The sequence below is a fragment of the Alphaproteobacteria bacterium genome (assembly GCA_041396705.1).
Classification (GTDB): Bacteria; Pseudomonadota; Alphaproteobacteria; order CALKHQ01; family CALKHQ01; genus CALKHQ01.
Window position 1 is genome coordinate 15,404 of record JAWKYB010000028.1, and the last position, 26,052, is coordinate 41,455.

A 26,052-nucleotide genomic window follows, 5' to 3' on the forward strand; every position below is an offset into this window, starting at 1 on the left:
GCGATCCGACCGGCGGGTGCGCTGCAGGGCAGCCCGTTCCCCGGCCAGCCCCTACTGAGCCGGCTGGTAGCCCGGTACGATCTCGTCCAGCGCCATCGGCACGCCGATCAGGGCCGGTTCGCCGCTGCGGCCCTGCACCTGGTCGATCCAGGCCATGGCGTCGTTCAGGCCGCGCAGCGAGTAGCGCACGGTCTGGCGGCTGCCGTTGGCGACGGTCTGGGTCACGTCGAGGAAGGCGGCGGTGCGCATCGCGGCGAGGATCTGCTCGTTGGCGGGCCAGGCGAAGTAGTTGTGGCCCATGATGTCGCCATAGCCCTCGCCGGCGGCCAGCGTCCAGCTCTGCTGGCCGACGGTCACCTGGATCGGCGTGCCGGGCACCGGCCCCTCGAACGCGCCGGCGAAGCTGAGGATCCAGGCGGTGCCGGGGAAGCCCAGCCGGTTCATCACCAGTGTCGACGAGAAGCTGTTGCCGTCGGAGGTGGGCGTGTCGCTGAAGGTGGTGGCATCGCAGCCGCCGTCTGGCCGGCAGGTGGCCATGTAGTCGGCGAAATACTGGCGCTGGCGGGTGGCCGGCGGCTGGACGGCGGTCGACTGGCCGCCGTCGCCGGCGCAGACGACGTCGAGCGCGGCGATGGCGGCGCTGGAGCCGGCCAGGCTGACGGTCGTCGCCGTCACCCCGTCGAACACCATCGTCAGCGTGCCGCCGTGGCGCAGCGCCGCGATCAGCGCGGGTGTCGGCTGGGGGTTCAGATAGTCGGCGTCGAGACCGCCGACGATCCGGAACTGGCCGAGGGGCTGGCCGTCGACGGCGAGCGCGACGGTGCCGTATTGCGCACCGTTCTGGCCGGTGGCGCCGTCAACCGACAGTGTGCTCTGGCAATGCAGCGCGATGGCGAAGCGGCCGTCCGCGGACCGGTTGCCGGTGCTCGGCAGCAGATAGCACTCGCCGTTCTCAGGCTCGCCGCACACCGGGTCGTAGATCGGCGGCTGTGGGGTCGACCAGCGTCCGGCCTGCGCCTGGGCCGCTCCGGCTGTCGCGGCGAGGGCGAGCAGTGCGGTCGCCGCGAGAGTTGTCGTGCGCGTCATGGGCTTCGTCCTCCCTGGTGATCCCAGCCGGTTTGGTCGGTGCCAAGGTCGCATCGATGGCGGGCGCGGTCCACCGGCAATCCGCGCCGTCGGCGCCCATGGCGGCGCGCCGGCCGATCTGTCACCCTGGGGCGGCGATACGAACCGACGACGGGGGAGGAGAGGGATGTCCGACATGTTCTCGCTGGCCGGCCGGGTGGCGCTGGTCACCGGCGCCTCGCGCGGGCTGGGCTTTGCGATGGCAGAGGCGCTGGCGCGCCATGGCGCCACGGTGGCGCTGAACAGCCGCAGTGCCGACGACGTCGCGGCGGCGGCGGCCAGGCTGACCGACCAGGGTCTGGCCGCCGAGCCGCTGGCTTTCGACGTCACCGACACGGCGGCGGCCCGGACGGCGATCGACGGGCTCGCCGCGCGCCACGGCCGGTTCGACATCCTGGTCAACAATGCCGGCATTCAGCACCGCCGGCCGCTTACGGAATGGGAGGACGCGGATTTCGCCCGCGTCGTGCAGACCAACCTGGTCAGCTGCTTCCAGCTGGCGCGCGAGGCGGCGCGGGTGATGCTGCCGCGCCGGTTCGGGCGGATCATCAGCACCGGCTCGGTCGCCGCGATCCTCGGCCGGCCGACGATTCACGGCTATGTCGCGGCCAAGGCCGGGCTGCACGGGCTGACCCGCTCGCTGGCCGCCGAGCTGGGCCGGACCGGCATCACCGTCAATGCGCTGGCGCCGGGTTATTTTGCGACCGAACTCAACTCAGCGCTGCTGGAGGACAAGGCCTTCACCGCCTGGGTCGAGGGCCGCACGCCGCTCGGCCGCTGGGCCAAGCCGGAGGAGCTGGGCGGCGCGGTGGTATTCCTGGCATCCGACGCCGCGTCCTACGTCACCGGCCACGTGCTGGCGGTCGACGGCGGGCTGTCGGTCAGCCTTTAGAGCGACGTCTGGTCAGTCGGGATAATGTGGGTGCACACAAATGGTTCCATTACAATATCTTACAGAGATATTCTGACAACAAATATCAACATGCCCTAGCGGGCCGGAAACAGGGCCTCATAGCCGGGCTCGGCCGGGTCGGTGCCCGCCACCGCCCGCAGGCAGGTCAGCCGCGGGTCGTTGTCGAGGTCGACCGTCCGCAGGCAGCTGCCGACCAGTGCCCCGTCGGCACTGCTGAGATGGAGGACGCGACCCTCGCCGGGCGGCCGCGGCGTGACGAAGCGGCCGGTCTCCCGGACGGTTTCGCCGTCCACGGTCCGCTCGATCGTCAGCATGTCGTCGTCCGCTGCGACGATGCCGGCGCTGCCGGCATAGGCGTCGCCGCCGTCCTGCAGCCGTCCGACCAGCACGTAGTCGCCGGCGAAGAAGGCCGCCGGCGGCGCGTCGTTCGCCTCGGCACCGGCCGGCTGCATGAGCGCAAGCATGATGTAGAGCGACAGCAGGGGCGTGCGCAGCATGGCGGCAGGACCACCGGATTGAGTGAGCGATTCCAGCAGTCTACGCGGCTTCGTTGAACGAAGGATGAAGGACCTCGCGACGCGATCCGCCATGCCGCATGGCAGCCATCCGTGCAGGCGCACCAACCCGACCGCGTGCATCGGGCGGCAGATGGCAGCGTCGGCATTCATGGAGTGGTGCGGTTGCGGCGACCCGCTGGATCACTTGTAGCGGAAAGTGATCCGGCCCTTGGTCAGGTCATAGGGAGTCATCTCGACGTCGACCACGTCGCCGGGCATCACCCGGATCCGGAACTTCCGCATCTTGCCCGCGGTATGGGCAATGATCTCGTGGTCGTTTTCCAGGCGCACCCGGAACATGGCATTGGGCAGCTTCTCGATCACCGTGCCCTTGAATTCGATCAGTTCTTCTTTCGACATCCCGCTCTCAACGAAGGTCCATTCAGCAGCCGCGCAATCCCGACGCGCTGGGCCCTAGAGGCGACATTGCGGGAAGTGTACGTGCAGCGCGCGCAATATGGTGCGTCCGCAGGCGTTTGTCACGGACCAATCGTGCGCGCCCGTCACGGGCGCGCGGCGGGCGCGCCGATGACGCCGTCGCCGAGCAGCGCGCCGATCGGGCCGGCGAACGCGGCGGAAGGCACCGCGACGCCGAGTTCGAAACCTTCGGAGTCGGTGCGTGCGATATGCAGCCCGATGATGCCGTAGCGCCCGTCCTGGCGCAGCAGCAGCGGCGAGCCGCTGTCGCCCTCGATGGCATCGCATTCGTGCAAGAGCAGCGGTACCTCGCCGGCGACCCCGACCAGCCCGCAATCCTCGTGCACCGTCAGCACGTGCGGCCGGTCCTCGCTGTAGCCCGCCTGCAGCAGCACGCCGCCGTCGAGCGCCAGCGCCGCCGCGTCCTCGAACGCCAGCGGCCAGATCGGCGTCGGCGGTGTGGTCAGGGTGTGATCCAGCGTCACCACCGCCCAGTCGCGCCACATCGTCGCCATCTCCTGCGCATGGGCCCGGTCATAGCCCTCGGCCACCGCATAGCCGGTGGCGACCGCGACGTCGGCATAGTCGCCCTGGCTGTAGCCGGCGAGGAAATGGATGGCGCTGGCCGGAGCCCAGCGGCCCTGGGCGACGTCGTACAGGCAGTGGGCGGCGGTCAGCACGCGGTCGGGCGCGATCAGCACGCCGGTGCAGAAGGCGCGGCCGGCGCGGTTGAGCCGGCCGATCGAGGTCCAGGGCACGGCGCGGCTGTCGGCAAGGCTGCGGTCGTCGTCGCCGATCACCCGCATCTCGGCATGGGTCGCCTGGCTCATGGCGAGCAGCGCGGCAAGAACGAGAGGCGGGCGGGGCATGGCGGGGCGCTGGCCTGGCGGATCGACAATGGCGCGGCGCGGCGGCGCCGCGTCGTCCCAAGCTATAGCCTGCCTGAGCGCGGGGGGCGACATGTCCGCGCGCCGGTGCCGCGAATGTGACGCGGGCTGGCGACCGCGCGACGAGGGGCTAAACTGGCGCGGACTCGGGCGCGGCGACATCCGCGGCAACAGGGGGGGAGGAAAACGGCGGTCATGACCGAGACCGTGACGACGGCCTATCGCGTTCTCGACGAAGCGGCGCTGCGCGCCTTGCTGGCCGGTGTGCCGCATGTCGCCGCCGTGCTGGGCGGCACACCGGCGGCCTGGTCGGTGTGCGAGGTCGGCGACGGCAACCTGAACCAGGTGTTCCTGGTCAAGGGGCCGGCCGGCGGCGTCTGCGCCAAGCAGGCGCTGCCCTATGTGCGCGCGGCCGGCGAGAGCTGGCCGCTGAAGCCGATCCGCGCGTTCTACGAATATTGCTGCATGATGGCGCACGGCCCGCATGCCGCCGGCCACGCCCCCGACGTCTATCACTTCGAGCCGGCGCTCTACCTGATCGTGATGGAGCTGCTGCAGCCGCATATCATCATGCGCCGCGGCATGATCGCCGGCACGCGCTATCCGTGCTTCGCCGCCCACATCGGCGATTACATGGCGCGCACGCTGTTCTTCACCTCCGACCTAGCGTTGCGCGCGGCGGAGAAGAAGGCGCAGATGACCATCTTCTGCGGCAACACCGAGCTGTGCAAGATCACCGAGGACCTTATCTTCACCGACCCGTACACCGCCTGCGACCGCAACCGCTGGACCAGCCCGCAGCTGGACGGAATCGCGGCGGCGTTCCGCGGCGACGCGGCGCTGAAGGCGGCGGTTTCGGAGCTGAAGCTGCGCTTCATGGCCGACGCGCAGGCGCTGCTGCACGGCGACCTGCACACCGGCTCGGTGATGGTGACCGAGACCGACACGCGGGTGATCGATCCGGAGTTCGCCTTCTACGGGCCGATGGGCTTTGACGTCGGTGCGGTGATCGGCAACCTGCTGATCAACTATTTCGCCCAGGACGGCCACGCCACGGCCGACGATCCGCGCGACGCCTACCAGGCCTGGGTGCTGCAGACGGTGCGCGACGTCTGGACCGGCTTCGCCGCCAAATTCGCCGCGTTGTGGGAGACCGACCGCACCGGCGGCGCCTATCCGCGCGCGCTGTTCGAGGACGCCGGCGACCGGGACGCGCTGCGGGCGGCGCGCCGCGCCTACATGGCCGCGCTGTACCGCGACACGCTGCGTTTCGGCGCGGCCAAGATGATCCGCCGCATCCTCGGCTTCGCTCACAACATCGATCTCGACTGGATCGCCGACGCCGACATGCGCGCGCTGTGCGAGACGCGCTGCCTGCGGCTGGCCCGCGCCATGCTGGTCGAGCCGCAGCGTTTCGGCTCGATCGATGTCCTGACCGACGCCGCGGTGCGAACGCGAAGCACGATCACCAGCCTGACAGGAACATGACCATGGCCGCTGCCCGTTTTCCCTTCCGCGACAAGACCATCGTCGGCATGGCGCATTTCCCGCCGCTGCCCGGCGCGCCGTTCTACGACCGGGCCGGCGGAATGGCCCGGATCGTCGACTCCATCGTCGCCGACGTCGCCGCGCTGCAGGACGGCGGCATCGATGCGATCATGTTCGGCAACGAGGGCGACCGGCCCTACACCACCGGCGCACCGGTGGAATCGGTGGCGGCGATGGCGGCGGTGATCGGCCAGGTCAAGCCGATGCTGCGGGTGCCGTTCGGCGTCAACTATCTGTGGAACCCGAAGGCGACCGTGGCGCTGGGTGCCGCCACCGGCGCCGCCTTCGGCCGCGAGATCATGACCGGCGCCTATGCCAGCGACATGGGGCTGTGGGTGCCGGATGCAATGGCGGCGATGCGGCTGCGCGCCGAGCTGGGCCGCGACGACTTCGCCTTGATCTTCAACATCAACGCCGAATTCGCCTCGTCGCTGGACACGCGGCCGATCGCGGTGCGGGCGAAGAGCGCGGTGTTCTCCGCCTGCGCCGACATCGTCGCCGTCTCCGGCCCGATGACCGGCCAGGGCGTCGACGCCTCGGACCTCGCCGCGGTGAAGGAGGCGCTGCCCGGCACGCCGGTGTTCGCCAACACCGGAGTCCGCGCCGATACGGTGGCCGAGATCCTCAAGGTCGCCGACGGCTGCGTGGTCGGCACAGCGCTCAAGGTCGGCGGCGACACCTGGAACCCGGTCGACGCGGACAGGGTGAAAGCGTTCATGGCCGCAGTGGAGCGCGCGCGGTGACCTGCGCTTGGGTTTCGACACCGCCACTGTCATTGCGCGGCGCTGCAGGCGGCGCGGCAATCCGGGCACGGACTTGCGCACCGGAGCCTGGATTGCCGCCTCGCTCCGCTCGTCGCCATGACGGCAGGGTGGCCGCGCTCTTCATCGGGACGATGCCATGACCCTGCTGATCGGCATCGACATCGGCACCACCTCGACGATCGGCATCCTGATCGACGGGGCGGGCAACGCGTTGGCGACCGCGCGGCGCGAGACCGACCTGCACTCGGACCACGCCAACTGGGCGGAGGAAGAGCCGGCGCAGTGGTGGGACAACACCTGTGCGGTGATCCGCGCGCTGGTCGCCGCGGCCGACCGGCCGGTCGCCGCGATCGGCGTCACCGGCATGGTGCCGGCGCTGGTGCTGCTCGATGCCGAGGGAAGGGTGCTGCGCCGCTCGATCCAGCAGAACGACGCGCGCGCCGTCGCCGAGATCGCGGCGATGCAGGCGGAATGCGATGGCGATGCGTTCTTCGCAGCGACCGGTGGCAGCGTCAACCAGCAGCTGGTCGGGCCGAAGCTGCGCTGGCTGGAGGTGCACGAGCCGGACGTGTTCGCACGCATCGCCACGGCATTCGGCTCCTACGACTACATCGCCTGGCGCCTGAGCGGCGCGCAGAGCGTGGAGCGCAACTGGGCGCTGGAATCGGGCCTCTACGACGTGCGTACCCGCGCGTTCGCGGCCGATCTGCTGGCGCTCGGCCATGCGCAGGCCGCCTGGCTGCCGCCGATCCGCGACGCGCACGAGGCGATCGGCGCGGTGACGGCGGAAGCGGCCGCCGCGACCGGGCTGGCCGCGGGCACGCCGGTGGTCGCCGGCTGTGCCGACCACGTCGCCTCCGCCTTCGTTGCCGGCGTGGTCGACGACGGCGACCTGCTGGTCAAGTTCGGCGGTGCCGGCGACATCCTGCTCGCCACCCAGGCGCTCAAGCCGGACCCGCGGCTGTTCGTCGATTACCACATCGTGCCCGGCCTGCACCTGACCAACGGCTGCATGGCGGCCAGCGGCAGCGTCCTGAAATGGATCGCGCGCGAGTTCGGCCGCGACACGATGGGCTATGCCGAGCTGGACGCGTTGGCGGCTTCGACGCCGCCGGGCGCCGACGGCCTGATCCTGCTGCCCTACTTCCTCGGCGAGAAGACGCCGCTGCACGACCCGCATGCCCGCGGCACGCTGGTCGGCCTCGGCCTGCACCACCGGCTCGGCCATGTCTGGCGCGCCGCGCTCGAAGGCGTGGTCTACGGCTTCCGCCACCATCTCGCGGTGTTCGACGAGATGGGCCTGGCGGTGAAGCGCGTGGTCAGCTCCAACGGCGGCTCCGAGAGCGCGGTGTGGCTGCAGATCGCCGCCGACTGCCTCGGCCACCCGGTCACCCATGTGGCGAAGCACCCCGGCTCCTGTTTGGGCGCCGCCTATGTCGCCGGCGTCGGCGTCGGTGCGTTCGCGGACTACGCCCAGGTCGGGCAGTATGTCGAACCGGGCCGCACCTACACGCCCAGGCCGGCGTTCGCCGCGGTCTACGACCACGGCTACGGCCGCTTCCGCGAGACCTACGAGCGGCTGCGGCCGATGTACCCGCGGCTGTCGATCGCCCGCTGAATTCTTATTTGTTCGGGACAGTTCCGAATTGTTCCGAAGCATGGAGGCAGGCCGATGGCCAAGGTGACGATCTCGATGCCCGACGAGATGACCGCCTATGTCGCGGCCCGTGTCGAGAGCGGGCAATATGGCAACGTCAGCGAGTTCTTTCGCGATCTCGTCCGTCGCGACCAGCGGGCGAACCAGGCGAACGCGGACCTGCGCGCCCTTTTGGCGGAAGCGGAAGCGAGTGGGCCGGATGGTCGCGCGCCGGAGGATGTGTGGGCCGAGGGCGAAGCGCGTGCGCTAAGTCGCGGTGCCTGACCTCACGCTTTCATGCAAGGCGGCGAGCGACCTGGCGGACATCGCCCGCTTCACCACCGAGCGTTTCGGGCCTGCGCAGGCGCGGTCCTGTCGCGAAGCCTTGCTGGGCGCGATGCAGACCATCGGTGCACATCCGGATATCGGATCCGACCAGTCGCACATCGCGCCGGGCGTGCGCGGGCTGGTGCATGGCGCGCACGCGATCTACTATCGAAGAAAGAGCGACGGCGTGTTCGTTCTGCACATCCTGGGCCCGGGCCAGGACCCGACGCGCAGCCGGTTCTGACCGATGTGTCGGTCCCGGGTGAGCAGGGTCCACGTCCCGGCCGCCTGGCAGTCACACGGGGATCGGATGCAATGGCCGCGGCAATGATCGAGACCTTTCTGCTGCAGCCGGGCGGCGGGATGCCGAACAACGGGCGGCTGCCGCTGGTGGTGTTCCGGCAGGCGCTGAGCGGCACCGCGCTGAGCCCCGACGGATGCACCGCGCTGTTCCGGGCCAACGGCTGGCAGAACACGTGGCTGAACGGCGTGTTCCCCTACTGGCACTATCACCTGCGGTCGCACGAGGTGCTGGGTTGCGTCGGCGGCGGGGCGCGGGTCGGCTTCGGCGGCGACGACGGCATCGAGGCGGAGTTCAATGCCGGCGACGTGGTGGTGATCCCGGCCGGTGTCGGCCACAAGCGGCTGGCGCAGCGGCCGGGGTTCCTGGTCGTCGGCGGCTATCCGCCCGGCCAGGACGGCGCCGTCACCGACCCGGACACGGTCGATCTCGCCGCCGCCATCCGCCAGGCCGGCGCGGTGCCGGTGCCGCAGAGCGACCCGGTCGGCCGCGCCGACGGCCTGTTGGCGGTTTGGGCCTAGAGCGCTATCCGACCGAAGGGAACAATTCGGACGAAGAAAAGCCGCTCGATTTCAATGGGGTGAAGCATCTCATCTGCGTCCGCAGGGACGCGGGACGCTCCGGCCGGGGCGGCGCTCAGCCCGCCGGGGTCCGCATCGTCACGAATTCCTCGGCCGCGGTCGGGTGGATGCCGATGGTGGCGTCGAAGTCGGCCTTGGTCGCGCCCATCTTCACGGCGATGGCGATGCCCTGGATGATCTCGGCGGCGTCGACGCCGACCATGTGCGCGCCGAGCACCCGGTCGGTGGCCTTGTCGACCACCAGCTTCATCAGCGAGCGCTCGGGGTTGTCGCCCAGCGTGTATTTCATCGGCCGGAAGTCGGCCTTGTAGATCGTCACGGCAAAGCCGCGCTCGCGTGCCTCGTGCTCGGCCAGGCCGACGGAAGCTACCGGCGGCTGGCTGAACACCGCCGAGGCGACGTTGTCGTGGTCGACCGTACGCGGCTTGCCGCCGAACACCGTGTCGGCAAAGGCGTGGCCCTCGGCGATGGCGACCGGCGTCAGCGCGATACGGTCGGTGACGTCGCCGACCGCATAGATGCTGGGCACCGACGAGCGGCTTTCGGCGTCCACCTCGATCGCGCCGTTCTCGGCCAGCGCGACGCCGGCCGCCTCGAGGCCCAGCCCCGGCGTGTTCGGGCGGCGGCCGGTGGCATACATCACCTCGTCGACCTCCAGCGCCGTGCCGTCGCTGAGGGTGTAGACATAGCAGTCGTGCTTGCGGTCGATCCGCGCACCGTGCACGCCGCAGCGGATGGTCACGCCCTTCTTGGTCAGCTCGGTGGCAAGGAACTGGCGCACGTCCTCGTCGAAGCCGCGCAGGATCTGGTGGCCGCGATAGACCTGGGTCACCTCGGCGCCGAGGGCGTTGAAGATGCCGGCGAACTCGACCGCGATATAGCCGCCGCCGGCGATGGCGATGCGCTTCGGGAAGCGGGCGAGGTCGAGCGCCTCGTTCGAGGTGATCGCGTGCTCGATGCCGGGATAGTGCGGCTTGAACGGCCAGCCGCCGACCGCGACCAGGATGTAGGCGGCCGTGATCTGCCGGTCGGCGAGCTGCACCGTGTGCGGATCGGCGACCGTGGCCCGGCCCATGATCAGCTCGACGCCGGCGTTGGCCAGGAGCTTCAGGTAGATGCCGTTGAGCCGGTCGAGCTCCCGGTCCTTGTTGGCGATCAGCGTCGGCCAGTCGTGGCGCGCGCCATCCACCGTCCAGCCGAAGGCGGCGGCATCCTCGAAGTCGTGGCCGAAGTGGGCGCCATAGACCAGCAGCTTCTTGGGCACGCAGCCGCGCAGCACGCAAGTGCCGCCGACCTTCCAGGATTCGGCGATCGCGACCCGGGCGCCATGACCGGCCGCGATCCGCGCCGCGCGCACGCCGCCGGAGCCGGCGCCGATGACGAACAGGTCGTAGTCGTAGTCTGCCATGGCGGGTCCTTCGCGGCGGCGGTTCGGCGGGAGCCGATGAAGTGCGACGACAGCGCCGCCGCGTCAAGCCGCACCGGAGCCCGGCGGCCGGCCGAGCGATGTGTCGCCATGGACCGCCAGCTTGGCGTTGACGCACGGCGCCGACGTAGCTCTCTGGTGGCGAGCCCGCGGCGAACAATTGTAGCGAGCGCATCACATAAATAATCCTCGCAATTTTATGCTGCGCCGCACAATCATACGGTCGAATTCATCATATGATTTAAGGAGAACTGGCCAGTTTCGCTCCGGAGGTAAATTGCTTTGGTGTCGCCTCGACTGTGGTCTAATCTGGCGCTGTAGCGGGAGGAACACCAACATGATTGCATTTCGTCTCAACAATCAGGACGTCCAGGTCGACGCGCCTGATGGGGCAACATTGTTGTCCGTTCTTGTTCACGACCTGCAGGTCAACGGCACCAAATACGGCTGCGGCCGTTCGCAATGCGGTTCCTGTACGGTGCTGATCGACGGCGAGCCGGTGGCGTCGTGCCAGACCACGGCCTCCGCCGCCGCAGGGCGTTCGGTCGAAACGCTGGCCGGGCTGCGCGAGGGCGACAAGCCGGGCAGCCTGCAGCAGGCCTTCATCGACGAGCAGGCGGCGCAGTGCGGCTATTGCACCTCGGGCATGATCATGACCGCGCAGGCGCTGCTCGACCGCAATCCGAGCCCGACCGAAAGCGACGTGCGGGCCGCGCTCGACGGCAACCTCTGCCGTTGCGGCACCCACAACCGCGTGGTCCGCGCCGTGCTGCGCGCAGCGCAGGAGGCCTGAGCCATGAACAAGCCGCTGACGCCATCGACCGCGTTCTCGATCACCCGCCGCCAGCTGATGAAGCACACCGGATTCGTCGCCGTCGGCTTCTCGGCCCTGGGCAAGGTGGGCGGCTCCGCCCTCGCGGCGGAGGAGACTGCGCTGCCCGGCGACCTCGACAAGATCCGCAACCTCGGGTCGTGGATCAGGGTCAACGCCGACGGCACCGTCACCCTGATGGTCGGCAAGGTGGAGCTTGGGCAGGGCGTGCTGACCGCCGTGTCGCAGATCGCTGCCGACGAGCTCTATATCGACTTCGAGCGCCTGCAGGTGATCTCCGGCGACACCTGGGACACCCCCGACGAGGGCACCACCGCGGGCTCGCAGTCGATGCCGAACTGCGCCCCGGCCGTGCAGCAGGCCGCCGCCGAGGTGCGCCAGATCCTCCTCGACCTCGCGTCGGAGAAGCTGGGCCAGCCGGCCGAGGGCCTGACGATCGCCGACGGCACCATCGCGGCGGCCGACGGCGCGTCGATCACCTATTGGGAACTGGTCGACAACCTGAACCTGACGCGCGACGCCACCGGGACGGTGCAGCCGATGCCGATCGCCGAGCATCGCTACATCGGCCAGTCGATCCCGCGCGTCGACCTGCCGGCGAAGATGACCGGCGAGGCGATCTACGTGCAGGAGTATCGCGAGGACGGCATGGCCCATGGCCGGGTCATCCGGCCGCCGACCTATGCCGCCACCCTGGCCGCGATCGACACCGCGGCGGTCGAGGCGATGCCCGGCGTGCTGGCGGTGGTGCGCGACGGCAGCTTCCTCGGCGTGGTGGCCGAGCGCGAGCAGCAGGCCGACGCCGCCATGGAGGCGATCGCCGCCGCGGCACAGTGGAACGTCGAGAGCGTGCTGCCCGGCCACGACGGCATCTTCGACTGGCTGCAGGCCAACGTCGACGTGGTCAACGAATGGGTCAACGCCGGCACGCCGGGCACCGGCGCGGTCAAGACCATGGAGGCGACCTACTACCGGCCCTATCACATGCACGGTTCGATCGGCACCTCCTGCGCGGTGGCCAAGATGGGCGACGACGGCGTGATGACCGTGCGCACCCACAGCCAGAGCGTCTACGGCACCGCCCGCGCCATCGCCGCGATGCTGAGCATGGAAGAGGGCAAGGTGCGGCTGCTGCACACCCAGGGCTCCGGCTGCTACGGCCACAACATGGCCGATGACGCGGCGGCCGATGCGGCGCTGCTGGCCCGCGCTGTGCCGGGCCGTGCGGTACGGCTGCAATACACCCGCGAGCAGGAGCACCGGTGGGAGCCCTACGGCTCGGCGATGGTCAACAAGCTGCGGGCCGAGGTCGATGCCGCGGGCAATGTGCTCGACTGGAACCACGACATCTACTCGACCACCCACAGCACGCGGCCGGCCGGCGGCGACGCCGGCAACCTGCTGTCGGCCCGCTACCTGGCCACCCCGTTCCCGACCCCGGAGCCAGGCGACGGCCGCGGTCCGAACTACTCCTCGGGCCGCAACGGCGAGGCGAAATACGTCTTCCCGCACCAGCGCATGGCGGTGAATTTCGCCAAGCAGATGCCGCTGCGCGTGTCGGCGACCCGCGGGCTCGGCGCCTTCGCCAACGTGTTCGCCATCGAGTCCTTCATGGACGAACTGGCGCACGAGGCCGGCGTCGATCCGGTCGAGTACCGCCTGCGCTACCTGGAGGACGAACGCGCCCGCGACGTGCTGCTGCGTGCCGCGGAGGCGTTCGGCTGGGACAGCTGGCAGCCGGGCCGCAACACCGGCCGCGGCATCGGCTTCGCCCAGTACAAGAACTACGCCACCTACTGCGCGGTGGCGATGGAGGTGCAGGTCACGCCGCGCAACGGCCGAGTCCGCGTCACGCGCGCGGTCGCCGCCAGCGACAGCGGCCACATGGTCAACCCGGACAATATCGCCAACCAGATCGAGGGCGGCTTGATCCAGTCGCTGAGCTGGGCACTGAAGGAGGAGGTGCGGTTCGACGACACCCGCGTGCTGTCGGAGGACTGGGCGAGCTACCCGATCCTCACCTTCAACGAGGTGCCGCCGGTGCAGGTCGAGCTGATCGACCGGCCGGGCGCACCCTATCTCGGCACCGGCGAGGCGTCGCAGGGACCGACCGCCGGCGCCCTCGGCAATGCGGTGTTCAGCGCCACCGGCGTGCGCTTCCGCCGCCTGCCGCTGACGCCCGACCGGGTGCTTGAGGGCCTGCGCGCCTGAGCGCGCGTCGCTGGCGCTGACAGATGACGGCCCGCAGGGACAGCCCTGCGGGCCGTTTCTTCTGGTGCGTCCCGGTCGCGCTCAGTCGTCGCCGCGGATTGCCGCTACCCGTTGCGCGAGATCGGTCCAGACCGGCGCGCGGCTGAAATGGGCGCGCAGGAAGGCGAGCAGATCGACCAGTTCCGCGTCGGACAGCGCGGCGTCAAAGGCCCGCATCGTGCGCGACGGCGACCCTTCCGGCGGCTGGATGCCGTCCAGGATCACCCGGATCGCGTTGTCCGGCACCGGCGCGTTGATCGTCGCGGTCAGCGCCAACGGTGCGGTCTGGCCGTCGCTGCGATGGCAGTTGGCGCAGATCGCGGCGAAGGTGTCCGCGCCGCGCTGCAGGGCCGCATTGCTGCCGACCGTCACCGCCAGGCTCGGCGGCGGCCCGTCGACGCCGAAGGCCTGGGCCTCGGCGAAGGCGATCGCGTCGTCGCGGCGCGATGCGTTGCCGGCCGCGTCGCCCTGCAGCGAAACGACATAGGCGGCGATGGCGTAGATGTCGTCCTCCGGCAACAGGTAGAGGCTGTTGACCACCGCGGTCATCGGACCGGCGGCGATGCCGTGATCGCGGTCCCAGCCGTCGATCAGGTAGTTGACCATCGGGTCGACGTCCCAGGCGATCGGCGCCGGCGATGCGGCGCCGAGGGCGGGCGCGTGCCAGCCTTCGGCCTCGCCGCCCGCGAAGGGCGCGTCCGCGACGATGCCGCCGAGCCCATCACGGGGCGAATGGCAGGCGCCGCAGTGGCCCAGGCCCTCGACCAGATAGGCGCCGCGATTCCATTCGGCGTCGCGCGACGGGTCCGGCTGGAAGACTCCCTCGTCGAGGTAGAGCAGGTTCCAGCCGGCCACGAGCATTCGCCGGTCGAAGGGGAAGTCCAGCGTATTGGCCACCGGCTCCGCGGCGACCGGCTCCAGGCTCATCAGATAGGCGTAGAGCGCCGCGAGATCCTCATCGGTGACCAGGCGGAAATGGTCGTAGGGAAAGACCGGGTAGAGGTGGTCGCCCTCGCGGTCGATACCCTCGCGCATCGACCGCACGAAGGCCGCCAGCGGCCAGCGACCGATGCCGGTCTCGGGGTCCGGCGTGATGTTGGTGGAATGGACCGTCCCGAACGGCGTCTCCAGCGGCCGTCCGCCCGCGAAGGCAGGGCCGCCCGGCCGCGTGTGGCAGACGGCGCAGTCGCCGACGGCGGCGAGCAGTTCGCCCTCGGCCGCCAGCGCCGCGTCCGGCTCCACCGCCGCCTCCAGCGGGGCGATCGCGTCGTGCTGCGCCAGGATGTAGAGACCGGCAACCGCGATGGCGGCGCCGACGATCGCGACGACGGCGAGCCGAATGATGATGCGGACGATCGGTCCCATGGCGACGGTGTCCCGGTCATGGCTGCGGTCCCGGCGTCGAGCGCTGGAGGTTCAGAAAAACCCGCTTGCGCGGCCATGTCCAGGCACAATGGCGCCGGCGCCGGTCAGGCGGCGGCAGACGCTCCCGCGCTGCCGGTCGCCGGCCGTGGCGGGCGCGCCGCGCGCCGCGCCATCGCCCTGGCGGCGATCGTGGTGGCCACGGCTTCCACCGCCACCGGGCCCAGCGTGACGGCCGGGTCGCCCAGGTCGAGCGGCAGGAAGGCGGCGACCATCGCCGCGCTGCCGGCGGCCGAGCCGGCAATCGGGATGACCAGATAGAGCGCGATCAGCACGATCACCGCGACCACGTCCGAATAGCGTCCGGCGTCGGAGAAGGCGAGCAGGTGGATGATACCGAGGTCGCGGATCACGAACAGCAGGATCGCCAGCATCAGGCTGCTGCTGAGCCAGGCGCCCGATGTCAGCAGGTCTCCAAGGCCCTCGAAGTCGTCGACGCGCAGGGCGGACAGCGACGAGAACGGCGCGCTGACCGCGACCGCGATGCCGAAGACGAGAAGGATCGCCAGGGTCGGCATCCACGCCGGCATGCGCTGCAGCGCGTTGCGCCAGCGCCCGGCGGACAGGTCGCGGCGCAGCCAGCCATAGGCGACGGCATCCTTCACATCGCTCAACGCCGCCGGATAGGTCAGCCAGGCGACGATGAAGAAGCCGGCCGCGACCCAGCCGCTGCTGCCCGCCCCGGCGGAGAAGAAACCGCCGAAATAGACCACCATGAAGATGACGAAGGCCGGCCAGGCCCAGGGCATGCTGGAATATTGCAGCACGTGGCGCATCAGCCGGTTGGCGGCAAGCCAGGTCCAGCCGACGAAGATGGCGAGCGAGACCACGCGGAACAGGTTGCCGTCGGCCTGCAGCCCATACCAGGCGATGCTCAGGTCGAAGCCCGACTGCTGCTCGAACACCGTCCACATCCAGCTGTACTGGGTGACCGTCGGCGCGAAGGCCAGCCCGAAGATCGCGGCAGCGATCAGGCCGACCGCCTGGCTGAGGGTGGAGTTCAGCGACTTGCCCGCCGCGCTCTTGCGCAGGATGATCAGCGCACTGCAGAAAGCGACGGCCTGGGCGGCAAAGGCGGTGAAAATGCGCAACCCCGCATTGCCCAGTGCCGTCCCGGTCGGGAAGATCTGCAGCTCGATCGCGAGCGAGCTGCCGAGACAGATCAGCGCCGAGATCCAGACCAGCGCGCAGCCGCCCAGCAGCTTGCCCCAGGTCATCGACCAGGCACTGAGCGCCGACATCACCTGACCCTCCCAGGTCCGGCCGCGCACCTCGATCGCGATCGAGTTGGCGGCGCGGCGCGGGCCCCCGATGAAGGCGCCGAGGTTGTAGAGCAGGATCGAGATGTTGTTGATCAGGGTGATGTCGTGGCCGGGCCGCAGCCAGACCGCCAGCAGCAGGATCGCCGGCACGCCGACCGCGAGCGCGATCCGCGGCCCGGTCAGCTCGATCCACAGGTTGCGGCGGAACTCGGGGTTCACGGCGTCGCTCCCGTGCCGCCGCCGCCGTCGGCGTTGGCCATGTAGGCGGCGCGCAGGCCGACCTTTTCCGTGCTGAAGCCGCAGACCGGCAGGCCGGCGTCGACCAGCGCCTTCAGGATCGCGGCGCGGTTCTTGAGGTCCGGATCGGCGGCGAAGCTGGCGGAGCGGCCCTCGACCGCCGCGGCGGACACCTGCGGCAGGGCAGACAGCACCTCGCCCAGCCGCGGGTCGGGGTGGGCCAGCGCGACGTTCAGCCTGACCGGCCCGCCGTCGCGGCTGTGCGCATCGCCCAGCGGGCGAAAATCGACCGCGCGGCCGTTGCGGATCACCAGCATGTCGGTCGCATAGTCCTCGAGCTCGGACAGGATGTGCGACGAGACCATCAGCGTCATGCCGTCGACGCTGAGCTGGCGCAGGACGAACGAGAGCTGGATCCGTGCCTCGGGATCGAGGCCGGAGGCCGGCTCGTCGAGCAGCAGGAAGGCCGGCTCGTGAATGATCGCCTGGGCGATGGCGAGCCTCTGCTTCAGGCCGCGCGACAGGGCGCCGGCGCGCTGCTTCATCCGGTCGGTCAGCTGCATGCGCTCGGCCGCACGCACCACGGCCGCACGCTGGTCGCGGGCGGGCAGTCCCTGGGCCGCCGCGCGGTAACGCAGGCACTGGCTGACCGTCAGGGTCTCGTACAGGCCGAAGAAATCCGGCAGGTAGCCGAGGACCGCATGGGTGTGGCGCGGGTCGCGGTGCGCGTCCTCGCCGTCGATCGTCACCGTGCCGGCCATCGGCCGTTCCAGCGCGGAAATGCAGCGCAGCAGCGTGGTCTTGCCGGCGCCGTTCGGACCGACCAGCGCGGTGATCGTGCCCGGCTTCACCTCGAACGAGACATCGTTCAAGGCGCGCAGGCCCGGATAGTCGTAGATCAGGTTGGAAACCTTCAGCACGACCGCTGCCGTCCCCGTCGTTCGAATCCATTCGGCCGCGGCCGACGGCCACCCCTAGCGCAGGATGGCCGGACCGTCGATCCCGTCATGCGCTGCGGATCAGTCCGCGACGGCGGAATCGGTGTCCAGCTGCGCCGCCAACGCGGCCGTGTCGATCACCGCCCAGTGCTCGGCGATCCGGCCGTCGCAGACCCGGTCGAAATGCATCGCCGGGATCAGCACCGGGTTGCCCGTCGGCGCCGAGCCCATGAAGGGCCCGGAGTTGGTGCCGTACAGGACCACCCGCGTCGCCACCAGTTCGCCGTCGGCGATCTGGTCCTGGATCGCCATCTGCAGGTCGGGAAAGGCGGCCCGCATCGCGGTGTAGACGATGCGGACTCCGTCCGGCCCGTCTGGCAGCAGCGGGTCGGCGCTGTGGTCGACATAGTCGGGGGCGAACAGGCGGTCGATCGCGGCGGTGTCGCCGGCATTCCACACCCGTGCGATCGCCTCGGCGACGACGCGCTTGTTCGCCTCGGGTCCGCCCTGGCAGGCGACGGCGGACGACGCGCCTGCGGTCAGGACCAGCGCACAGGCGATCAGGATCGGCTTGGGCTTCGGCATCATCGCGCTCCCGTGTTCCGCCTCGGCGCCGTATCGCGCGGCTGGACCGTGCGCCGGGCCGCAGCAGTTCGCGTCACGATTGTCGCAGCAGCGTGGTGGCGGCGCAACCGCGGGTCAGACCCCGCCCATGCACAGGTATTTGATCTCGACGAACTCATCGATGCCGTATTTGGAGCCTTCGCGGCCGAGCCCGGACTCCTTGTAGCCGCCGAACGGCGCGATCTCGGTCGAGATCACCCCGGCGTTGCAACCGACCAGGCCATACTCCAGCGCCTCGCCGACCCGCCAGGCCCGGCCGATGTCGCGGGTGAAGTAGTAGGCGGCGAGCCCGAACTCGGTGTCGTTGGCCATGCGGACCGCCTCGTCCTCGGTCTGGAAGCGATAGACCGGGGCGACCGGGCCGAAGGTTTCCTCGTTGGTCACCTTCATCGCCGTGGTGACGTCGGCCAGCACCGTCGGCTCGAAGAAGCTGCCGCCGCGGGCGTGACGGCTGCCGCCGGTCAGCACGCGGCCGCCGTGCGAAACCGCGTCGGCGATGTGCTCCTCGACCTTCTCGACCGCGGCCATGTCAATCAGCGGGCCCTGGGTGACGCCCTCCTCGAAGCCGTCGCCGACCTTCAGCTTACCGACCGCCTCCGACAGCCTGGCGACGAAGGCGTCGTAGATGCCGCTCTGGGCCAGGATGCGGTTGGCGCAGACGCAGGTCTGGCCGGTGTTCCTGAACTTCGACTGGATCGCCCCCTCGACCGCCGCATCGAGGTCGGCGTCGTCGAAGACGATGAACGGCGCGTTGCCGCCCAGTTCCATCGACACCTTCTTCACCGTGCCGGCGCACTGCTCCAGCAGCACCTTGCCGACCGCCGTCGAGCCGGTGAACGACAGCTTGCGCACGATCGGGTTGCCGGTCAGCTCGCCGCCCACTTCGGCGGAGCCGCCGGTGACGATGTTGATCACGCCGGCCGGCACGCCGGCGCGCTCGGCCAGCGCGGCCAGCGCAAGCGCGCAATAGGGCGTGGCCGAGGCCGGTTTGACCACCACGGTGCAACCGGCGGCCAGCGCAGGGGCGCACTTGCGGGTGATCATCGCGATCGGGAAGTTCCAGGGCGTGATCGCGGCGACCACGCCGACCGGCTCCTTCAGCACCAGGATGCGCCGGTCGCGGGCGTAGGTCGGGATCGTGTCGCCGTAGACGCGCTTCGCCTCCTCGGCGAACCACTCGACGAACGAGGCGCCATAGGTCACCTCGCCGCGGGATTCGGCCAGCGGCTTGCCCTGCTCCAGCGTCATCATCCGCGCGAGGTCGTCGGCATTGGCCAGGATCAGGTCGTTCCACTTGCGCAGGATCGCCGCCCGTTCCTTGCCGGTCCTCGCGCGCCAGGCCGGCCATGCCGCCTCGGCCGCCTCGATGGCGGTGCGGGTCTCGCCGGCGCCGAGCTTCGGCACGGTGCCGAGCACGTCGCCGGTGGACGGATTGGTCACCTGGATGGTCGCGCCCGACGGCGCGTCGATCCACTGGCCGCCGACATAGCACTGCTGGCGGAACAGGGCCGGATCGTTGAACTGCATGATGCGCCTCCCCTAGTCGCGGATGCTGTCGACGTCGCCGTCGACGCAGAATGTCTGGCCGGAAATGTGGCGGCCGGCGTCGGAGCAGGCGAACAGCGCGGTGTTGGCGATGTCCTGCGCCGTGACCATCACCTTCAGCGAGGCCATGCCGACATATTTGTCCCGCATCGCCGCGAAGGACAGCCCGCGCTGCTCGGCCTTGGCGCCGATCACCCGGTCGATGCGCGGGCCGGCCACCACGCCGGGCAGGATCGCGTTGACCCGGATGTTGTGCGGGCCGAGCTCGATCGACAGGCTCTTGGTGAAGCCGACCACGGCCCATTTCGACGCGGCATAGGGCGTGCGCAGCGGATAGCCGAGCCGGCCGGCCAGCGACGACAGATTGACGATCGACCCGCCGCCGGCCGCCTTCAGCAGCGGTACGGCGCGGCGGGCGCAAAGGAACTGGCCGTCGATGTTCACCGCCATGCAGCGGCGCCAGTCTTCCGGCGCGATCTCCTCGACCGGCTTGGTCGGGCCGGCGATGCTGGCGTTGTTGACCAGGATGTCGAGGCCGCCGAGCGCGTCCGCAGCCGCCGCGAACAGCGCGTCGACATCGTCCGGCTCGCTGACGTCGCAGCGCACCGCGCCGGCCAGGCTGAGCGCGGCCACTGTCTGCTGCATCGCATCGGTGTCGACGTCGCAGACGAACACGTCGGCCCCGGCCGCCTGGAACGTCTCGGCGATCACCCGGCCGATACCGCTGCCTGCCGCCGTGACCAGCACCCGCGCACCGTCCAGTCGCAGCTCCATCTCGCTTCCCTCATGCTTCGGCGGCCGGGCGGCCCGACCGCGCGTTCCCGCCGGGTGTTACGGCCGGCGGCGCGCCAGTTCGTAGAGGCAGATCGCCGCGGCGTTGGATACGTTGAGGTCCGCCAAACGGGGGCCGGTCGGCAGCCGCGCGACATGGTCGCAGCGTTCCTGCGTCAGCCGGCGCATGCCCTTGCCCTCCGACCCCATCACCAGGCACACCGGGCCGTCCAGCTCGATCTGATCCAACCGTTCCGGCGCGGCGCTGTCCAGGCCGACCACGGTGTGGCCGGCGTCGGCGAGCTCGCCGATCGCACGGGCCAGGTTGGTCACCGAAACCAGCGGCACCAGCTCTAGCGCGCCGCTGGCCGCCTTGGCCAGCGTGCCGTGCGCTGGCGGCGCGTGCCGCGACTGCACCACCACCGCACGGGCGCCGAAGGCCGCGGCCGACCGCAGGATGGCACCCACGTTCTGCGGGTCGGTGACCTGGTCCAGCACCACGACCACCGCGTCGCGCAGCGGCTCCACGCACAGCGCCGACAGCGCCGTCGGCGGCAGCGGGTCGACCAGCATGGCCGTGCCCTGGTGGACCACGTTCGGCGGCAGCACCGCCTCCAGCGCCGGACGGTCGACCGGCTCCGGCGTCACCTGGCGCTTGCGGGCCAGCGCGACGACGCCGTCGTCGACCGGAGGGCGCACCAGCAGCCGGCGGATGCGCCGCACCTCGTTGCCCAGCGCCGCTTTGACCGCGTGCAGGCCGTAGAGCCAGACCGCATCGTCGCTGGTGAACGGCTCGCCGCGCGCCGGCAGCGGCGCCACTGTGGCCTTCGGCACCGGGCGCTCGCGCCGCGGCTTGGCCGGCCCATGGTTGCGGGTCTTGCCGGGGCGGGTTCCCTTCGTGTCCTTGCGTCGCGCCATGGCGGATGCATATATCAGGCCTCGCGGTCAAACAAACGCTCATCGCGGGCGCCGCGCCCGCCGCGCGGCGGGCGAGTTTGTGGTTGACTTGCAGGGGCCTTTGCAAATAAATCGCGGGTTCGGCGGCGGGGCACGCTCGGGCGCCGGAAAACGCGTGTTTGCGCGGACGCGGTCAGCATTGATGCACATCGGAGGGGTGCCCGAGTGGCTAAAGGGGACGGGCTGTAAACCCGTTGGCTATGCCTACGTTGGTTCGAATCCAACCCCCTCCACCATCATGCCATCCGTCCGGTGGGCCGGAATTCGCGGTTCGCGGACACGCAAAACAAGGGGTTGATGTCGCCGCACGGTCGCGGGCCGGTGCGGCGATGGGGTTTGCGGGTGTAGCTCAATGGTAGAGCTCCAGCCTTCCAAGCTGGCGGTGTGGGTTCGATTCCCATCACCCGCTCCAGTATGGACCGGATGGCCAACCACGCGCAGCGACGATCGGGGATGAACGCGAGACATGGCGAAAGCGAAGTTTGAGCGGACGAAGCCGCACTGCAACATCGGGACGATTGGTCACGTGGACCACGGCAAGACGACGCTGACGGCGGCGATTACGAAGGTTTTGGCGGAGAGCGGCGGGGCGGCGTTCACGGACTACGACCAGATCGACAAGGCGCCTGAGGAGAAGGCGCGCGGGATCACGATCAACACGGCGCATGTGGAATACGAGACTCCGAACCGTCACTATGCGCATGTGGACTGCCCCGGTCACGCGGACTATGTGAAGAACATGATCACGGGCGCGGCGCAGATGGACGGCGCGATTCTAGTGGTTTCGGCGGCGGACGGTCCGATGCCGCAGACGCGGGAGCACATACTGCTGGCGCGTCAGGTGGGCGTTCCGTCGCTGGTTGTGTTCCTGAACAAGGTGGACCAGGTCGACGACGCGGAGCTTCTGGAGCTTGTCGAGCTTGAGGTTCGCGAGCTGCTGTCGTCGTACGATTTTCCCGGCGACGACATTCCGGTGATCGCGGGCTCGGCGCTGGCGGCGCTGGAGGGCCGGGACGCGGGGATCGGTCACGACAAGATCCTCGAGCTGATGAAGGCGGTGGACGACTACATTCCGCAGCCCGAGCGCCCGAAGGACCGTCCGTTCCTGATGCCGATCGAGGACGTGTTCACGATCTCGGGCCGCGGCACGGTGGTGACGGGCCGGGTGGAGCGGGGCATCGTGAAGGTTGGCGACGAGATCGAGATCGTCGGGATCAAGGCGACGTCGAAGACGACGTGCACGGGCGTTGAGATGTTCCGCAAGCTTCTGGACCAGGGCGAGGCGGGTGACAATGTGGGCGTTCTGCTGCGCGGCACGAAGCGCGAGGACGTTGAGCGCGGTCAGGTGCTGGCGAAGCCGGGCTCGATCACGCCGCACACGAACTTCACGTGCGAGTGCTACATCCTGACGAAGGAGGAGGGCGGTCGTCACACGCCGTTCTTCTCGAACTACCGTCCGCAGTTCTACTTCCGGACGACGGACGTGACCGGCTCGATCAAGCTGCCCGAGGGCACGGAGATGGTGATGCCGGGCGACAACATCACGATGGACGTGGAGCTGATCGCGCCGATCGCGATGGACGAGGGCCTGCGCTTCGCCATCCGCGAGGGCGGCCGCACCGTCGGCGCCGGCGTCGTCGCCTCCATCAGCAAGTAAGCGCGGCGTCGCAGGAAGCCGCGTGAAGGAGTGTAGCTCAATTGGTAGAGCACCGGTCTCCAAAACCGGGGGCTGGGGGTTCGAGCCCCTCCACTCCTGCCACATTCGGCGCGTGACGGCGCGCCGCGACTGAAACCGGGCCGGAAGAGCCCGAGGACGCTTAAGGGATCATGGCGAAGATCAATCCGGCCAAGTTCGTGCGCGAGGTGCGCCAGGAAGCTTCCAAGGTGACCTGGCCCACCCGGAAGGAGACGACGGTGTCGACGATGATGGTGATCATCATGGTCGTGCTCGCCGCGCTGTTCTTCTTCCTGGTCGACCACCTGCTCGGCTTCGGCGTGCGCCAGATCCTGTCGCTGGGGAGCTAGGCGGATGGCCCATCACTGGTATGTGCTGCACGTCTACTCCGGCTTCGAGCAGAAGGTGGCGCAGTCGATCCGCGAGCAGGCCCAGCAGAAGGGGCTGGAGGAGGACATCGTCGAGGTCTCGGTGCCGACCGAGGAGGTGGTGGAGATGCGCCGCGGCCGCAAGGTCAGCTCCGAGCGCAAGTTCTTCCCCGGCTACGTGCTGATCAAGATGCAGCTGTCGGACGAGGCCTGGCACCTGGTCAAGAACACGCCGAAGGTGACCGGCTTCCTCGGCGCGGGCAGCCGCCCGGTCCCGATCAGCGAGGCCGAGGCAGCGCGCATCCTGCGCCAGGTGCAGGAGGGCGTCGAGCGGCCGAAGCCCTCGATCACCTTCGAGGTGGGCGAGCAGGTCCGGGTCAGCGACGGCCCGTTCACGTCGTTCAACGGCATGGTCGAGGAGGTCGACGTCGAGCGCGCGCGCCTCAAGGTCGCCGTTTCGATTTTCGGCCGGTCGACGCCGGTCGAACTGGAATATTCGCAGGTCGAGAAGCTCTAGGCTTCGGCCTGCGGACTCAGGCGGAAGGTGGTGCCGAAGGCCCGGCGCCGCCGCACCGCCGCCCTCGAGCGGGACGGAATGGTCCGTGCCGCGGCATCGGAGGATAAGGGGCAATGGCGAAGAAGATTGTCGGCTACATAAAGCTGACGATACCGGCGCAGCAGGCGACGCCTGCACCGCCGGTGGGGCCGGCGCTGGGCCAGCGCGGTCTCAACATCCAGGAGTTCGTCAAGGCGTTCAACGCGGCGACGCAGAAGCTGGAAGCCGGGATGCCGATCCCGTGCGTGATCACCGCCTACGGTGACCGCAGTTTCAGCTTCATCACCAAGACGCCGCCGGCCAGCCACTTCCTGAAGAAGGCGGCCGGCCTGCCGAAGGGCGGGCAGACGCCGGGCCGCGGCGGCCCGGTCGGCAAGGTGACCATGGCGCAGGTGCGCGAGATCGCGCAGACCAAGATGGTCGACCTCAATGCCAACGATATCGACGCGGCGACCAAGATCATCATGGGCTCGGCGCGTTCGATGGGCCTCGAAGTGGTGGAGGGCTGACCATGGCGAAGCTGGGTAAGCGCCTGGCCAAGGCCCGCAGCGGGCTGGACCGGACGAAGCACTACGACCTCGACGCGGCGGTGGCGGCGATCAAGGAGCGGGCCACGGCCAAGTTCGACGAGACGGTGGAGATCGCGCTCAACCTGGGCGTCGACACCCGTCATGCCGACCAGACCGTGCGCGGCGCGGTCGTGCTGCCGAACGGCACCGGCAAGTCGCTGCGCGTGGCGGTGTTCGCGCGCGGCGCCAAGGCGGACGAGGCGAAGAAGGCCGGGGCCGACCTGGTCGGCGCCGAGGACCTGGCCGAGGCGGTGCAGGGCGGCGAGATCGCGTTCGACCGGGTGATCGCCACACCGGACATGATGCCGGTGGTCGGCCGGCTGGGTAAGATTCTCGGCCCGCGCGGCCTGATGCCGAACCCGAAGCTGGGCACCGTGACCGCCGACGTGACCGAGGCGGTGAACGCGGCCAAGGGCGGGCAGGTGCAGTTCCGCGCCGAGAAGGCGGGCATCGTCCATGCCGGCATCGGCAAGGCGAGCTTCAGCGCCGCGCAGCTGGCGGAGAATGCGCGCGCCTTCATCGCCGCGATCAACCGGGCCAAGCCGTCCGGCGCCAAGGGGCAGTACCTGAAGGCGGTGGCGATCAGCTCGACCATGGGGCCGAGCGTGAAGCTGGATCTGACCGGGCTGTCCGGCACCGGCGCCGAGGCGGCGGCCGAGTGAGTTCCGTGCCCGGCCTGCGCCTGCCGCACGCCGGGCCATTCCGATACCGCCGCCTTCGGGCGGCGGGGCAGGGGCGGGCCGGCTAGCGCGGCACGCCCCGACCTGTCCGAGAGTGCGGGCGCCCCGACGGCGACGGCGCGAGCGCCGGAACCAGGGGCTCAAAAGCCGCCCGCATGAGACAGAGCCGAACCCGATCCTGCACGGCGCGACGCGCCGCATAGGGCCGGGATCGTTGTTCTGGGACAGGGCGAACCGGGCCCGGCAACCGCCAGGCCCATCTGCAACCGACCGGATGCCGGCCTGCCGGCGCCCCGGTCACACTGCGGAGACGGACCTTGGACCGTGGACGTAAGACAGCGCAGGTGGACGAGCTTCGCGGCACGTTCGCCAATGCTGGCGCAGTGATCGTTGCCCACTATTCCGGCCTGACGGTCGCGGATATGGGCAATCTGCGCCACGAAATGCGCGCGGTCGGCGCCAGCTTCAAGGTGACCAAGAACAGTCTCGCACGCATCGCCCTGGACGGAACGCCTTACGCTGGCATCCAAAGCATGTTCACCGGACCGACCGGCATTGCCTTCGCCGCCGACCCGGTGGCGGCCGCAAAGGCCGTGGTCGCCTACGCCAACAAGAACGACAAGTTCAAGATCATTGGCGGCGGCCTCGGTGCGATGCAGATGGATGTCGATGGCGTCAAGGCGTTGGCGAAGATGCCGCCCATCGAGGAGCTGCGTGGAAGACTGCTCGGGGTCATCGTTGCACCGGCAACGCAGCTGGTCCGCATTCTGCCGGCTCCGGCCACCAACGTGGTCGGCGTGCTGAATGCGGGTGCAGCCAAGCTGGTGCGCGTCCTGCAAGCCTATGGCGCGCAGGCGTGAAGCGAACGCAAGACCCGGGCACTG

27 protein-coding genes and 3 tRNA genes are annotated in these 26,052 nt (G+C 69.7%); 18 read left to right on the top strand and 12 right to left on the bottom strand.

What is annotated here, in order from left to right:
- Window positions 1–51: 51 nt before the first annotated feature.
- The gene (locus tag R3F55_25465; protein ID MEZ5670725.1) at window positions 52–1,086 is read right to left on the bottom strand and encodes a hypothetical protein; all 1,035 of its coding nucleotides are present in this window, start codon (window positions 1,084–1,086) and stop codon (window positions 52–54) included.
- 166 nt (window positions 1,087–1,252) lie between these two features.
- Here R3F55_25465 and R3F55_25470 point away from each other — a divergent pair, with 166 nt between their 5' ends.
- Window positions 1,253–2,017, top strand: a complete 765-nt coding sequence (locus R3F55_25470) for an SDR family oxidoreductase (GenBank protein ID MEZ5670726.1) — start codon at window positions 1,253–1,255, stop codon at window positions 2,015–2,017.
- A 95-nt stretch (window positions 2,018–2,112) separates the two neighbouring features.
- Here the strand turns inward: R3F55_25470 and R3F55_25475 are convergent, their stop codons facing one another.
- The 3 genes from R3F55_25475 to R3F55_25485 all read right to left on the bottom strand — a co-directional run bounded on the left by R3F55_25475 (window position 2,113) and on the right by R3F55_25485 (window position 3,881).
- Window positions 2,113–2,535 (bottom strand): hypothetical protein, encoded by a 423-nt coding sequence (locus R3F55_25475; GenBank protein ID MEZ5670727.1) that lies wholly within the window; start codon window positions 2,533–2,535, stop codon window positions 2,113–2,115.
- 201 nt (window positions 2,536–2,736) lie between these two features.
- Window positions 2,737–2,955 (bottom strand): translation initiation factor IF-1, encoded by a 219-nt coding sequence (gene infA / locus R3F55_25480; GenBank protein ID MEZ5670728.1) that lies wholly within the window; start codon window positions 2,953–2,955, stop codon window positions 2,737–2,739.
- Between the two features lie 143 nt (window positions 2,956–3,098).
- The gene (locus R3F55_25485) at window positions 3,099–3,881 is read right to left on the bottom strand and encodes a trypsin-like serine protease (protein MEZ5670729.1); all 783 of its coding nucleotides are present in this window, start codon (window positions 3,879–3,881) and stop codon (window positions 3,099–3,101) included.
- A 213-nt stretch (window positions 3,882–4,094) separates the two neighbouring features.
- On the opposite strand from R3F55_25485, the gene mtnK reads away from it, so the two are divergent.
- The 6 genes from mtnK (at window position 4,095) to R3F55_25515 (ending at window position 8,996) form a co-directional block, all read left to right on the top strand.
- Window positions 4,095–5,387, top strand: a complete 1,293-nt coding sequence (mtnK, locus tag R3F55_25490) for an S-methyl-5-thioribose kinase (GenBank protein MEZ5670730.1) — start codon at window positions 4,095–4,097, stop codon at window positions 5,385–5,387.
- A 2-nt stretch (window positions 5,388–5,389) separates the two neighbouring features.
- Window positions 5,390–6,190: a BtpA/SgcQ family protein gene (locus R3F55_25495; protein MEZ5670731.1), complete on the top strand. Its 801-nt coding sequence runs from the start codon at window positions 5,390–5,392 to the stop codon at window positions 6,188–6,190.
- Between the two features lie 157 nt (window positions 6,191–6,347).
- On the top strand, window positions 6,348–7,829 hold the full coding sequence (locus tag R3F55_25500; GenBank protein ID MEZ5670732.1) for an FGGY family carbohydrate kinase: 1,482 nt from the start codon (window positions 6,348–6,350) through the stop codon (window positions 7,827–7,829).
- Between the two features lie 54 nt (window positions 7,830–7,883).
- On the top strand, window positions 7,884–8,132 hold the full coding sequence (locus tag R3F55_25505; protein ID MEZ5670733.1) for a type II toxin-antitoxin system ParD family antitoxin: 249 nt from the start codon (window positions 7,884–7,886) through the stop codon (window positions 8,130–8,132).
- Complete coding sequence (locus tag R3F55_25510; GenBank protein ID MEZ5670734.1) at window positions 8,125–8,418, top strand: type II toxin-antitoxin system RelE/ParE family toxin; 294 nt, start codon at window positions 8,125–8,127, stop codon at window positions 8,416–8,418. The genes R3F55_25505 and R3F55_25510 overlap by 8 nt, the downstream gene beginning before the upstream one ends.
- Window positions 8,419–8,489: 71 nt before the next feature.
- Window positions 8,490–8,996, top strand: coding sequence for a cupin domain-containing protein (locus R3F55_25515; protein ID MEZ5670735.1), 507 nt, complete (start codon window positions 8,490–8,492; stop codon window positions 8,994–8,996).
- 115 nt (window positions 8,997–9,111) lie between these two features.
- Here R3F55_25515 and gor read toward each other — a convergent pair whose 3' ends face one another.
- The gene (gene gor, locus R3F55_25520) at window positions 9,112–10,464 is read right to left on the bottom strand and encodes a glutathione-disulfide reductase (GenBank protein ID MEZ5670736.1); all 1,353 of its coding nucleotides are present in this window, start codon (window positions 10,462–10,464) and stop codon (window positions 9,112–9,114) included.
- Between the two features lie 355 nt (window positions 10,465–10,819).
- On the opposite strand from gor, the gene R3F55_25525 reads away from it, so the two are divergent.
- Window positions 10,820–11,275 (top strand): (2Fe-2S)-binding protein, encoded by a 456-nt coding sequence (locus R3F55_25525; protein ID MEZ5670737.1) that lies wholly within the window; start codon window positions 10,820–10,822, stop codon window positions 11,273–11,275.
- A 3-nt stretch (window positions 11,276–11,278) separates the two neighbouring features.
- Complete coding sequence (locus tag R3F55_25530; GenBank protein ID MEZ5670738.1) at window positions 11,279–13,525, top strand: molybdopterin cofactor-binding domain-containing protein; 2,247 nt, start codon at window positions 11,279–11,281, stop codon at window positions 13,523–13,525.
- A gap of 81 nt (window positions 13,526–13,606) precedes the next feature.
- On the opposite strand, the gene R3F55_25535 is transcribed toward R3F55_25530, so the two are convergent.
- From R3F55_25535 to rlmB, 7 genes are all read right to left on the bottom strand, one after another.
- Window positions 13,607–14,929: a cytochrome c gene (locus tag R3F55_25535; protein MEZ5670739.1), complete on the bottom strand. Its 1,323-nt coding sequence runs from the start codon at window positions 14,927–14,929 to the stop codon at window positions 13,607–13,609.
- A gap of 104 nt (window positions 14,930–15,033) precedes the next feature.
- Window positions 15,034–16,467 carry a hypothetical protein gene (locus R3F55_25540; protein MEZ5670740.1) on the bottom strand — a complete coding sequence of 478 codons (1,434 nt, stop codon included), beginning with the start codon at window positions 16,465–16,467 and terminating at the stop codon, window positions 15,034–15,036.
- The gene (locus R3F55_25545; protein ID MEZ5670741.1) at window positions 16,464–17,405 is read right to left on the bottom strand and encodes an ABC transporter ATP-binding protein; all 942 of its coding nucleotides are present in this window, start codon (window positions 17,403–17,405) and stop codon (window positions 16,464–16,466) included. The genes R3F55_25540 and R3F55_25545 overlap by 4 nt, the downstream gene beginning before the upstream one ends.
- Before the next feature lie 99 nt (window positions 17,406–17,504).
- Complete coding sequence (locus tag R3F55_25550) at window positions 17,505–18,008, bottom strand: ester cyclase (protein ID MEZ5670742.1); 504 nt, start codon at window positions 18,006–18,008, stop codon at window positions 17,505–17,507.
- Window positions 18,009–18,122: 114 nt separating this feature from the next.
- Window positions 18,123–19,574, bottom strand: coding sequence for an NAD-dependent succinate-semialdehyde dehydrogenase (locus tag R3F55_25555; GenBank protein ID MEZ5670743.1), 1,452 nt, complete (start codon window positions 19,572–19,574; stop codon window positions 18,123–18,125).
- A 12-nt stretch (window positions 19,575–19,586) separates the two neighbouring features.
- Window positions 19,587–20,366, bottom strand: a complete 780-nt coding sequence (locus R3F55_25560) for an SDR family oxidoreductase (protein MEZ5670744.1) — start codon at window positions 20,364–20,366, stop codon at window positions 19,587–19,589.
- 57 nt (window positions 20,367–20,423) lie between these two features.
- Complete coding sequence (gene rlmB / locus R3F55_25565; GenBank protein MEZ5670745.1) at window positions 20,424–21,197, bottom strand: 23S rRNA (guanosine(2251)-2'-O)-methyltransferase RlmB; 774 nt, start codon at window positions 21,195–21,197, stop codon at window positions 20,424–20,426.
- 274 nt (window positions 21,198–21,471) lie between these two features.
- Here rlmB and R3F55_25570 point away from each other — a divergent pair.
- The 9 genes from R3F55_25570 (at window position 21,472) to rplJ (ending at window position 26,028) form a co-directional block, all read left to right on the top strand.
- A tRNA-Tyr gene (locus R3F55_25570) sits at window positions 21,472–21,556 on the top strand.
- 102 nt (window positions 21,557–21,658) lie between these two features.
- Window positions 21,659–21,732, top strand: a tRNA-Gly gene (locus R3F55_25575).
- A 54-nt stretch (window positions 21,733–21,786) separates the two neighbouring features.
- Entirely contained in the window at window positions 21,787–22,977 is a 1,191-nt protein-coding gene (gene tuf / locus R3F55_25580; protein ID MEZ5670746.1) for an elongation factor Tu, read from the top strand.
- 26 nt (window positions 22,978–23,003) lie between these two features.
- Window positions 23,004–23,079: transfer RNA gene (locus R3F55_25585), tRNA-Trp, on the top strand.
- Window positions 23,080–23,147: 68 nt separating this feature from the next.
- Complete coding sequence (gene secE, locus R3F55_25590; protein MEZ5670747.1) at window positions 23,148–23,345, top strand: preprotein translocase subunit SecE; 198 nt, start codon at window positions 23,148–23,150, stop codon at window positions 23,343–23,345.
- A gap of 4 nt (window positions 23,346–23,349) precedes the next feature.
- Window positions 23,350–23,880: a transcription termination/antitermination protein NusG gene (gene nusG / locus R3F55_25595; protein ID MEZ5670748.1), complete on the top strand. Its 531-nt coding sequence runs from the start codon at window positions 23,350–23,352 to the stop codon at window positions 23,878–23,880.
- 113 nt (window positions 23,881–23,993) lie between these two features.
- Window positions 23,994–24,428 carry a 50S ribosomal protein L11 gene (gene rplK / locus R3F55_25600; GenBank protein MEZ5670749.1) on the top strand — a complete coding sequence of 145 codons (435 nt, stop codon included), beginning with the start codon at window positions 23,994–23,996 and terminating at the stop codon, window positions 24,426–24,428.
- 2 nt (window positions 24,429–24,430) lie between these two features.
- Complete coding sequence (rplA, locus tag R3F55_25605; GenBank protein MEZ5670750.1) at window positions 24,431–25,150, top strand: 50S ribosomal protein L1; 720 nt, start codon at window positions 24,431–24,433, stop codon at window positions 25,148–25,150.
- Window positions 25,151–25,485: 335 nt separating this feature from the next.
- Window positions 25,486–26,028 carry a 50S ribosomal protein L10 gene (rplJ, locus tag R3F55_25610; GenBank protein ID MEZ5670751.1) on the top strand — a complete coding sequence of 181 codons (543 nt, stop codon included), beginning with the start codon at window positions 25,486–25,488 and terminating at the stop codon, window positions 26,026–26,028.
- Window positions 26,029–26,052 lie beyond the last annotated feature (24 nt).

Coding starts and splice junctions, on each gene's coding strand:
- R3F55_25465 (MEZ5670725.1), bottom strand. CDS start 1,086: ATGACGCGCACGACAACTCTCGCGGCGACCGCACTGCTCGCCCTCGCC.
- R3F55_25470 (MEZ5670726.1), top strand. CDS start 1,253: ATGTCCGACATGTTCTCGCTGGCCGGCCGGGTGGCGCTGGTCACCGGC.
- R3F55_25475 (MEZ5670727.1), bottom strand. CDS start 2,535: ATGCTGCGCACGCCCCTGCTGTCGCTCTACATCATGCTTGCGCTCATG.
- infA (MEZ5670728.1), bottom strand. CDS start 2,955: ATGTCGAAAGAAGAACTGATCGAATTCAAGGGCACGGTGATCGAGAAG.
- R3F55_25485 (MEZ5670729.1), bottom strand. CDS start 3,881: ATGCCCCGCCCGCCTCTCGTTCTTGCCGCGCTGCTCGCCATGAGCCAG.
- mtnK (MEZ5670730.1), top strand. CDS start 4,095: ATGACCGAGACCGTGACGACGGCCTATCGCGTTCTCGACGAAGCGGCG.
- R3F55_25495 (MEZ5670731.1), top strand. CDS start 5,390: ATGGCCGCTGCCCGTTTTCCCTTCCGCGACAAGACCATCGTCGGCATG.
- R3F55_25500 (MEZ5670732.1), top strand. CDS start 6,348: ATGACCCTGCTGATCGGCATCGACATCGGCACCACCTCGACGATCGGC.
- R3F55_25505 (MEZ5670733.1), top strand. CDS start 7,884: ATGGCCAAGGTGACGATCTCGATGCCCGACGAGATGACCGCCTATGTC.
- R3F55_25515 (MEZ5670735.1), top strand. CDS start 8,490: ATGGCCGCGGCAATGATCGAGACCTTTCTGCTGCAGCCGGGCGGCGGG.
- gor (MEZ5670736.1), bottom strand. CDS start 10,464: ATGGCAGACTACGACTACGACCTGTTCGTCATCGGCGCCGGCTCCGGC.
- R3F55_25525 (MEZ5670737.1), top strand. CDS start 10,820: ATGATTGCATTTCGTCTCAACAATCAGGACGTCCAGGTCGACGCGCCT.
- R3F55_25530 (MEZ5670738.1), top strand. CDS start 11,279: ATGAACAAGCCGCTGACGCCATCGACCGCGTTCTCGATCACCCGCCGC.
- R3F55_25535 (MEZ5670739.1), bottom strand. CDS start 14,929: ATGGGACCGATCGTCCGCATCATCATTCGGCTCGCCGTCGTCGCGATC.
- R3F55_25550 (MEZ5670742.1), bottom strand. CDS start 18,008: ATGCCGAAGCCCAAGCCGATCCTGATCGCCTGTGCGCTGGTCCTGACC.
- R3F55_25555 (MEZ5670743.1), bottom strand. CDS start 19,574: ATGCAGTTCAACGATCCGGCCCTGTTCCGCCAGCAGTGCTATGTCGGC.
- R3F55_25560 (MEZ5670744.1), bottom strand. CDS start 20,366: ATGGAGCTGCGACTGGACGGTGCGCGGGTGCTGGTCACGGCGGCAGGC.
- tuf (MEZ5670746.1), top strand. CDS start 21,787: ATGGCGAAAGCGAAGTTTGAGCGGACGAAGCCGCACTGCAACATCGGG.
- secE (MEZ5670747.1), top strand. CDS start 23,148: ATGGCGAAGATCAATCCGGCCAAGTTCGTGCGCGAGGTGCGCCAGGAA.
- nusG (MEZ5670748.1), top strand. CDS start 23,350: ATGGCCCATCACTGGTATGTGCTGCACGTCTACTCCGGCTTCGAGCAG.
- rplK (MEZ5670749.1), top strand. CDS start 23,994: ATGGCGAAGAAGATTGTCGGCTACATAAAGCTGACGATACCGGCGCAG.
- rplA (MEZ5670750.1), top strand. CDS start 24,431: ATGGCGAAGCTGGGTAAGCGCCTGGCCAAGGCCCGCAGCGGGCTGGAC.